At 55.1% G+C, this 2952-nt stretch carries 4 protein-coding genes and 3 tRNA genes; all 7 read right to left on the bottom strand.

Annotated features, from left to right (window positions below; translation table 11 throughout):
• Positions 1–110 (bottom strand): GTP-binding protein (locus BLS27_RS23475; RefSeq protein ID WP_132579187.1); only part of this gene is annotated, 110 nt, incomplete at its 3' end.
• 80 nt (positions 111–190) lie between these two features.
• A tRNA-Thr gene (locus tag BLS27_RS23480) sits at positions 191–266 on the bottom strand.
• A 28-nt stretch (positions 267–294) separates the two neighbouring features.
• Positions 295–368, bottom strand: a tRNA-Gly gene (locus BLS27_RS23485).
• Positions 369–391: 23 nt separating this feature from the next.
• A tRNA-Tyr gene (locus tag BLS27_RS23490) sits at positions 392–476 on the bottom strand.
• Positions 477–620: 144 nt separating this feature from the next.
• Positions 621–1046: a hypothetical protein gene (locus BLS27_RS23495; protein ID WP_090346964.1), complete on the bottom strand. Its 426-nt coding sequence runs from the start codon at positions 1044–1046 to the stop codon at positions 621–623.
• A gap of 7 nt (positions 1047–1053) precedes the next feature.
• Positions 1054–1803: a pantothenate kinase gene (locus BLS27_RS23500; RefSeq protein ID WP_043215919.1), complete on the bottom strand. Its 750-nt coding sequence runs from the start codon at positions 1801–1803 to the stop codon at positions 1054–1056.
• Positions 1793–2752 (bottom strand): bifunctional biotin--[acetyl-CoA-carboxylase] ligase/biotin operon repressor BirA, encoded by a 960-nt coding sequence (gene birA / locus BLS27_RS23505; RefSeq protein ID WP_090346965.1) that lies wholly within the window; start codon positions 2750–2752, stop codon positions 1793–1795. The genes BLS27_RS23500 and birA overlap by 11 nt, the downstream gene beginning before the upstream one ends.
• Positions 2753–2952: the final 200 nt, after the last annotated feature.

Below are 2952 nucleotides of genomic sequence, written 5' to 3' on the forward strand. Positions count from 1 at the left end.
GAGCAGACGCGGGTCAGAGCTGCAGTCAGAGTGGTCTTACCGTGGTCAACGTGGCCGATAGTGCCGACGTTAACGTGGGGAAGGGAACGATCAAACTTTTCCTTAGCCATCGATACAGTCCTCCGCAGAAGAAATAGTCACTACAACTGATAAAACAAAGGCAGATATTTTCATATCTGCCTTGTTAATATGGAGCTCTTGAGCGGACTTGAACCGCTGACCTCACCCTTACCAAGGGTGTGCTCTACCAACTGAGCTACAAGAGCGCAACACTTTGTGCAACAACAGCAAACTTGGAGCGGGTAGCGGGAATCGAACCCGCATCATCAGCTTGGAAGGCTGAGGTTCTACCACTAAACTATACCCGCGGAGCTTGCAGCTCTCGCTAAACTGGTGGAGGGGGAAGGATTCGAACCTTCGAAGTCGAAGACGTCAGATTTACAGTCTGATCCCTTTGGCCACTCGGGAACCCCTCCTGAGTGTGGGCGGCATTTTCAACTCTTGCCGTCCTGCTGTCAAGCTTTTTCTCATTAAAATCTTGAGGTTAGCTACTTTGACAACAGCTTCCGGTCTTACCACCTCAGTGGTGTTCCCTGCGAAGCGGGCGCCATTCTATCAAGCTATTCACCAGTTGCAATACCCTCGCATAAAATAATTTTGTGTTTTAAGTCTTTGAAATCCTTGGAAAGACTTGAGAGCACCGCAGAGTCCAGCAAACGCTCGCTTTCGACCGCAACTTTGAGCCAGCGCCCATCAGCACCTGGCAATTGGCCTGGCACCTCCGCTGTCGAAATATCCAGGCTTACCAGGCGCTGACGTAGCGCGTCCAACTGCTCTTGAGTCTGAACCCCTCCGACAACCAGGCATTCATCGCGGCGCTTGGCCGGCGCTGAAGCGCCTGTTTCACGCAATAGGCGGATTTCTTGCTGACTACCTTTGTACAAGGAAAGAGGCGCAACCTCCTTGGCCTTCAGAGGCGCCTCCTGTTGATGCCAGACGTAATAAGCGATATTGAGCACCACCAATAGCAGAAACAACCAACGCATAGGCACCTCAACCCAGTGGACAGGCAATGGCCAGACCGACAAAGACCAGATCGGGCACCACCCGAACCTGAGGAACGGCATCTCTTACCAAAGGCGCATCCCCACCGGTAAGGAACGCCGTGAATGACTCACCCCATAACACCTGTGCTTGCTCAATCTGCGTACGCGCAAAACCCTGCAACATCAACACGCACCCGCGCTCGACAGCTTCCACGGTGGAGCGTCCCGGCACGAGACTGATCAAAGCTCGCTCAGCTGAAGCATCGTCGTAACGAATCCGACGGGTGTGGGTGCGCAATTGGCTACGCATCAGCGGCATACCCGGGCAAATGTAACCGCCCAAATGCTGCCCGTCCGCAGCGACGAAGTCCGCCTTGGCTGCGGTGCCCAAGTCGATGACCAAGCACGCCCCTTTTGCCAGATGGTACGCACCCAGTGCCGCCAACCAGCGATCCATACCCAGTCGCTGATAATCGTCGTATCCATTGCGCACGCCCGCCATTTCACGGGCAGGATGAGCGACTAGCACCCGGACACCGAAATGCTGTGCCAACTGTAGGCAAAGCGCGTCGGTTTCTTCTTCGCTGCGCACACTCACCATCCGGCTACCACTGAGGCGCACGGAAGGCAACGCTGACACTTCGGCCAGCAGTGCCTGATCAGAATCGACTATGCCTCCACCCACAATGGTCGCATCGCCGGCATGAATTACACGCCACTTGATGAAACTATTTCCGCAGTCGAGCTCAAGAATCATCACGCAACCTCAAACTGAGCTCTCCAGCACTAAAGCTCTTTTCCACACCTTCGACCTCGAGACGCAAGGCGCCTAGCCCATCAACCCCAAGCATCACACCATCGATACGGTTACTACCTGCAATCAGGGACACTGTGCGCCCCTGCCACAGGTTTGCCTGCTCCCACTCTTCCTGGAATGCCGCAAACCCGTAACGACGATGACGGGCCAACTCATGCTGCAGTTGCTGGTTGAGTTGCGCGACCAGACGGTTGCGGTCGATTGACCCACCTACCTCACGCTTCATCGAAGTCCACTGCTGATCGACCCGGTCATTGTTCTGCATGTTCACATTGATACCGATACCCAGCACTACATGACATACATCTGCAGGATCGCCGACCAACTCCAACAGGATGCCCGCAATTTTCCGCTCTCCCACCAGCACATCATTCGGCCATTTCAAGCCGGCAGCATCCAAACCGAACACCTGCAAGGTGCGCATGACCGCCAATCCTACGACCAGGCTCAGCCCTTCGAGCTGGCGCATGCCGCCTTCGACCCGCAGAACCAGGCTGTAATAGAGATTCTCAGCGAAAGGACTCACCCATTGGCGCCCGCGCCGACCCCGGCCAGCTGTCTGTTGCTCCGCCAAAACGAGAAACGGCGCGGATTCGCCCCGAGCAATAAGACGTAGAGCTTCGGCATTGGTGGAATCTATTGTCTCGTGAATCCAAAGCGGCCAATGATCGCCCCGGCCGTGCTCATGGATAACCTCAGACTCGAGCAAAGTCAGCGGTACGGCCAATTGATAGCCACGACCACGCACCTTGTGAATAACAAGGTTCAATTCGCTTTCCAGGTGCTGCAGCTGCTTCCACACGGCGCTGCGACTCACCCCCATTGCTTCCCCTAGGGCCTGCCCGGAATGGAACCGGCCATCCTTGAGGAGATTCAACAACTTCAGCATGCCAGTCTCGACTTGGAATTAGGCTGGCATGATAGCCACGGCCCGGGGGCTTGCATAGGAAAAGGGCCCACAGAAAGGCAGTACTCGAGCAACAGAGGGAGAAAATGGTCGGAACCAGAAAAGACAAAACCCCTACCTGCTCACGCAGATAGGGGTTTTGTGAAATGAATCTTGACGATGACCTACTCTCACATGGGGAA

Source organism: Pseudomonas guariconensis, assembly GCF_900102675.1.
Lineage (GTDB): Bacteria > Pseudomonadota > Gammaproteobacteria > Pseudomonadales > Pseudomonadaceae > Aquipseudomonas > Aquipseudomonas guariconensis.